A 6,013-nucleotide genomic window follows, 5' to 3' on the forward strand; every position below is an offset into this window, starting at 1 on the left:
ACTTAAACTAATAAAACGGAGCAGCTATGGCTTTAGAAACTTTCGGAATTTTTGGGTTAGAAGTATGTTATCTTGGCATCTTGTATGTTGATTTAGCATAAAGGGTAACGAAGAGCCCATTTTCCTCTTTTCCCCCAACTCCAGTGCTTCCCAACCCAAAAAAGTAAGGCAGACCTTAGCCTACCTTAAAACAAAGCGAGGTTGATCAACTTTGGGGATGCCGATGCGGATGCAGCGGATGGAATTGGTCTATTACCATATATTGTCGATTATAGCAAGGGTTTTGCTGGTTGCATAGATTTAAATAACAAATAATTATAAGCTTTACCATATATTTTAGTCTATACATTGAGCCGCAAGGACTATCTCTCGTCAAACTGGGTTTCAACCTGAACCTCAGTTCGGGATTAGTCAAAATTCTGAATGTTCTCCTAGCTGATAAACCCTATTCTTTCGTGGAACTGATGGCAAAATCTCTTTAACCGTAACTAACCTTGATTCGGTAAAGATTTTCCTCCTCTCGATCGCCTCGGAGAATTGTGCTGTAAGATATCTTCAGTTTGAATTGTTTATCCTCGCAATCGTAGATGAGAATAAATTTCGGTAGCTTTTGCGGGAATAGATCAATAATCTCAGGAAATTAACGGTTAATTATATGAATTCTGCTAAAATTATCGCCATTATCACGGGAGCAATTTCGATTTTAATCGCCGTTGCCTATTTAATCCTAGTCCAGATTCTTGACTTTCGCAGCGAGATGATTCCCGCTCCCCTAGAAGTTATTTTTCCCGGATGATAAAAATCGGGGTTGAAAATGTTTCAACCCCAGAAAAAGCAATTTTTGAGCGGATTAACCCACTGGTTGTAATACTAAATCCGGTTATTAAAAACTGATTATTTATTATCGCTTTTAAAGTGGAGGGTTGCATCAAAAGAGTTCCTCTGGCCTTATTGCCGGGGTCGTCTTTGCCAAGCAACAACTAATTTAATTTCCTCATAACTATAATTATCTCCCAGATTTTCTTTGAGAGTTTTCAGGGATTGATCACCCACTTTTTTAATCGCTAAACGAATATATTCCTGTTTATTTTTAGAGACTAACTGATTAATATCAATTTCGTAACCCGCTTCCAGCAATTTAGCTAAATGTTCATAGATGGTTGAGACTTTTAAGCTTCTTTTGCGAGCGATTTCTTCCGCATTCAAACCATCTTGATAGTATTGGAGAGTGAGGAATTGAGTAGAGGGAAGACTATCCTGACAAAAATCATTAATTGCCGCTATAAATATATCCCCATACTGTTGTACTTTACTGTGTACTACTCCAGAAATTTGACGAAACTGCCCCAAATTCCGGGGTTTCGATTGGGCCATCAAACGCAGACTAGAATCATGGAAAATAACGTAGGGAGGAACCCCTTGACTATCGGCAATTTTTTTCCGCAGTTGTCGCAAGCGATCAAATAATAAATCACTTTCCAGCGTATTGGGATTGTCGTCTCCCACGATTTGACCGTTAGCTTTTTGGGGGACGGCAATAAACACGGAACGTTGTTTCCGCATCACTTCCCAACTGTGTTGATTAAGTTTCAAGATTCTAAAATTGTCTTCAGTTTCTACCAGTAGATTTTGCTGGACAAGGGAACGACTTAAACGTTTCCACTCCCCGACAGTTTTATCTTTACCGATGCCATAAGTAGATAATAAATGATGTTGATATTGGGTGATTCTTTCACCTTTTCCTCCCCTGAGTACGTTGATTATGTGCATCATACCGAATTTCTGTCCCGTCCGCGCCACACAGGATAAAAATTTTTGTGCTTCGATCGTCCAATCCTGGTTATTTGTACCATTCCGACAGTTATCACAGTTACCACAGTTACCCGCAAAACTTTCTCCAAAGTAGCCTAGTACACTCGATCTTCTACATTCATTCCCTTCGGCATAATCTAACACTTGTCGCAATTGTTGACGAGCTTTCTGTTGTTCATTTTGCTCGGTTTTTTGGTTAATAAAATACTCAATTTTTCTGGCATCGGCAAAGCTAAAAAAGAGGGTACATTTAGCTGGTTCTCCGTCCCTACCCGCACGGCCTGATTCTTGATAATATCCCTCTAAATTGCGGGGTAAATCGTAATGAATGACAAAGCGTACATCCGGTTTATTAATCCCCATACCGAAGGCAATTGTTGCCACCATAATCTGCACATCATCCCGAATAAAACGGGTTTGATTGTTACTTCTTTCCCGATCCTCCATACCCGCGTGATAGGGTAGGGCATTAATACCATCTTTTTGCAACTGTTCTGCAACTTTATCGACGGTTTTGCGGCTGATACAGTAAACTATTCCTGCTCCTTTTTGTCCTTTAATATATTGATACAATTGCTGATAAGATTTACTGGTTTTAGGTTGAACTTCATAATAAAGATTAGGACGATTAAAACTAGCAATATGAATGGAAGTATCTCGCAATCCTAATTGTTGGATAATATCTTCTCTAACCTGTTGGGTAGCGGTGGCAGTTAAAGCCAAAATTGGCACGGAGGGAAAGCGTTGACGAACTTGTTTAATTTGTCGATATTCAGGGCGGAAATCATGACCCCAATCGGAGACACAGTGAGCTTCATCCACTGCTAAACAGGCTAAACCGAGGTAATTATCAATAACAGCTAAAAAATCTAAAAAACTAGGCGATAATAATCTTTCTGGCGCGACATATAACAGTTTAATTTTTCCTTGCAGGATTAAAGATTCTCTTTCTCTGACTTGTTTAGCATTTAAAGTGCTATTGAGAAATGTTGCCCCGATGCCATTATCAGCTAAAGCAGTTACTTGATCCTGCATTAAAGCAATTAGGGGAGAAACCACCACCGTCACCCCTTTTTTGATTAAAGCAGGTAGCTGAAAACAGAGAGATTTACCGCCTCCGGTGGGCATAATTACTAATAAATCCTGATTATTTAAAGCAGCCTCAATTATTTGGCGTTGATTCGGTCGAAATTGATCGTAGCCAAAGTGATATTTTAAGACTTTTTCTAAAGAGTCAATTGCAGCCATTGAGCAAGGGGAAAGATATTTTTATAGTAGTTATTTTAAGTTTACAGACTCTCTGATTTTAGGGAACAGGGAACGCCGGAATGGGTGACAGAGGGGGGGAGATTACCTATTGCCTCCTGACTCCTGACGACCGGCTCCTGACCTTAAGATTGTCTCACCTGATCGGGAACACCAACAAAGGAGAGATTGGCTAATTTTTTCAGATTTTGACAGCGCAATAACTCGTTAAAATTGAGACTCGATCGCCCCTCAATTTCAGCTATAGTCTCAATAGCCGATAATAAACCCTTAGCGGCCTCGGTTTCCGTGTAACCGCGTCTAACGGCCACTTTTAGGGCTGCTTCATCCGCATCTAATTCCCGTTGGGGGCTGCGTTTTTCCCGCCAAATCCGGTTAATTGCCAAGGCAGTTAAACCCCCCGCTACTGCCATACCGACGGCATCGGTTTGCAGGGTTTCCACGGTTAAACCGATCATACCAGCCAGAGCAATTACTCGATCGAGATCGGGTTTAAACCATTTTACTGCCGTTAAAACACAGACAGCCCTTAACAAGACTAAATCCCGTTGGGGTCTTGATAATTGCCGCCAGAGGTCAAAATTAATTGGAATCGGTCTGACTCCTCTTTGCCAGGGCAGGGGAAAATTAGTTTCGATTACCTTACTGCTTTCGGGTTTGCTGACAATGCGCGTCATCATCCGTCCCGAAGCAGGCATGAGGTCTAGTAAATGACTAATCTCGTTGTCTTGGTTCATCGATCGCTGGTCAATAGTCTTCGATCATTGAGTATAATCGCTTTCTGAGTTAATATCTCTTTTCCGACAATTTTCTCAACGAAACCGCGTGAGTCCCTACCGTTCGGCTTTGAGGGGTTCGATGTCCCGAAAATCGCCAATAAATTCTTGCATCTTCCTCAAAATCCTCATGTGTTGATTATTAATGAGGGGATGAAACCAGTCCTGACCGGATCTTGCCAACTCCAAGTAACACCCGAACAGGTGGCCGCTATCGAGGCGACACTGAAAGCGTTTGCGGAAGCTTGCGACTACGTTAACGGGAAGGTGAAGCCGAACCCGATGGAAGAACTGGCGATACAGTCGCTACGTTCATCTTATATTTAATTCCACCCACCTACTTATCGCCGTTTCTAAACTAAAGCCTGACTGCAAATAATGATGGGAATTGGTTGCTCCTCACCTTGCAAGCGGCGGCGATCTAACCAGTCCCGCATCTCATGTTGGCTATATAATTTCTTCAGTTCGCTAAACAAAGCTTCTCCTGTCAGGCTACGGCGCTTAATCAGGTTTAACTCGCGCTTGAGTACAGTGGTAATCGGTTGGCGAAAGGCCTGTTCTAATAGGTTAACCTGCTTGCGGATTTCTTCATCCTGCGTGGTTTTGAACAGTAGTCCCAATTCTCGCAGGACGTAGCGCTGTGCTTGAGTCAGAGAACGGCTGTACTCCCGTTCCGATTGGCGGTGTTGGACTTCTTGGGCAAATTTCACCTTGACTTGCATGACTGCTTGGTTGTAATTTTTGGGCAGCGGCAGTGCTGCTTCTTCTGGGTTGGTTTTGAGCATTCCTAAAATGCGGGCAGTATCTTTTGATCTGATCTCTCCCTGTTCATCGAGCCAATATAATTGCTGGTAGCCCTTCCAATCTTTGCGGTTAGGATAAGAAGCTTCACAGAAGACAATTATGCCCTTATTGAGAGAAAAGCGAGCCGTTCGGATGCCGTGAGGCAGGTTAGCTATCCGTTCGTATTCAGCCGGATTTTCTCGCTGGAGTTGTCTGAGAATTTCTTCGGCTTCATTGAGGTCGAGAAATTCTCCCTCATCTTCAAACAAACTTAATTGATGGCTGCCACTTTTTTCAGAAATCGCATACATAGCCTCTTCGTTAAGCTGTTCTGTGGGGTCAAGAATTGCCGCATCCTCACCGATGGTTTCATGAATTTCTTGAATGCGGTTTTTGAGTTTTTGCCGTAATCCTAGATTCCGCTCCAATCCCGTCTCTGGGAGAAAATTAAAGCCGTAAACCACATCATTCTCGCTGCCAATCCGATCAATCCGACCAAACCTTTGAATGAGTCGGACGGGATTCCAATGCAGGTCATAATTAACAATCAGGTGGCCATCTTGTAGGTTTAAACCCTCGGCTAAAACATCGGTAGCAATTAAAGTTTTGATTTCCGACTCTCCCTGTTGTAATTTATAGTATTTGTTGGCTTTGGGGGCAAATCTTCCCACTACCCGCGCCTTATCTTTATCGCCACTGTAGATGACTTCTAGATCGTCTTGATCGCCGTTAGGATTGAGGTTTTGATATAAGTAATAGGCGGTATCAGCATACTGAGTAAAAATGAGGCACTTGCTATCCTGCAGCGGAGGTTTATTCAACCAGCTTTTAAGGGTTTGTAATTTCGCATCTTTGTCTGGAGTAATTGGCTCAACTAAGTGCAAAATTTTCTCTAGCAATTGGATGTCATGCTCAAGATGTTTCTGTAATATTGTGGCATCAAAATCAGCTAGATCATACTTCCCAGATGCCTGACGCAAAGCATCGATAATGTCTTGTTCTTCCCCATTGTTTGGCTCATAGAGAATTGCTTGAGCTTCTTCTCCGGCGGGGATAATTCCTTGGCGTAAAGCTTCTCGAAAGCGTTGATGGACTTGCAGTAATTTCTTAACAGTTTGTTGGAAGGCATAAACGCTAGATTCAAAGCGTTTGAATAACAGGACTCGCATCAGTCCTCTTAAATTTGCTCCCCCGGTTTGTAAACTGAGTAATGGTTCTTGTTTGCGCTTATTTGGTAATAGACCTCTTGCATAATTTTTTTATGGTATAATATAAGGTTTTGCTTTTTTCTCAATTCTTAGATTGAAGTGGAAAAAAGAATAAAATGTGATCTTAGGTCAGGAAATCATCTATAATTTTGCTATGTTTATTAGCAA

General features: G+C 41.9%; 5 protein-coding genes. 2 read left to right on the forward strand and 3 right to left on the reverse strand.

All coding sequences use genetic code 11. The features are described 5' to 3' along the window. The first annotated feature begins 655 nt into the window (after positions 1-655). On the forward strand, positions 656-796 hold the full coding sequence (locus PX481_RS20970) for a hypothetical protein (RefSeq protein WP_002760440.1): 141 nt from the start codon (positions 656-658) through the stop codon (positions 794-796). Positions 797-948: 152 nt separating this feature from the next. On the opposite strand, the gene recQ is transcribed toward PX481_RS20970, so the two are convergent. Together recQ and PX481_RS20980 are read right to left on the reverse strand one after the other, a co-directional pair. Beyond that, positions 949-3,060, reverse strand: a complete 2,112-nt coding sequence (gene recQ, locus PX481_RS20975) for a DNA helicase RecQ (RefSeq protein WP_002760438.1) — start codon at positions 3,058-3,060, stop codon at positions 949-951. Between the two features lie 143 nt (positions 3,061-3,203). Then, complete coding sequence (locus PX481_RS20980; RefSeq protein ID WP_002760436.1) at positions 3,204-3,815, reverse strand: DUF3318 domain-containing protein; 612 nt, start codon at positions 3,813-3,815, stop codon at positions 3,204-3,206. 147 nt (positions 3,816-3,962) lie between these two features. Here PX481_RS20980 and PX481_RS20985 point away from each other — a divergent pair, with 147 nt between their 5' ends. Continuing rightward, positions 3,963-4,181 (forward strand): hypothetical protein, encoded by a 219-nt coding sequence (locus PX481_RS20985; protein WP_043999166.1) that lies wholly within the window; start codon positions 3,963-3,965, stop codon positions 4,179-4,181. A 26-nt stretch (positions 4,182-4,207) separates the two neighbouring features. Here PX481_RS20985 and PX481_RS20990 read toward each other — a convergent pair whose 3' ends face one another. Then, complete coding sequence (locus PX481_RS20990) at positions 4,208-5,806, reverse strand: C-terminal helicase domain-containing protein (protein ID WP_002760432.1); 1,599 nt, start codon at positions 5,804-5,806, stop codon at positions 4,208-4,210. Positions 5,807-6,013 lie beyond the last annotated feature (207 nt).

This window comes from Microcystis sp. M53603_WE2, assembly GCF_030065435.1.

Bases quoted from the DNA above. Each gene is read 5' to 3' on its own strand.
- PX481_RS20980 (WP_002760436.1), bottom strand. From the start codon at position 3,815: ATGAACCAAGACAACGAGATTAGTCATTTACTAGACCTCATGCCTGCT.
- PX481_RS20990 (WP_002760432.1), bottom strand. From the start codon at position 5,806: ATGCGAGTCCTGTTATTCAAACGCTTTGAATCTAGCGTTTATGCCTTC.
- PX481_RS20970 (WP_002760440.1), top strand. From the start codon at position 656: ATGAATTCTGCTAAAATTATCGCCATTATCACGGGAGCAATTTCGATT.
- recQ (WP_002760438.1), bottom strand. From the start codon at position 3,060: ATGGCTGCAATTGACTCTTTAGAAAAAGTCTTAAAATATCACTTTGGC.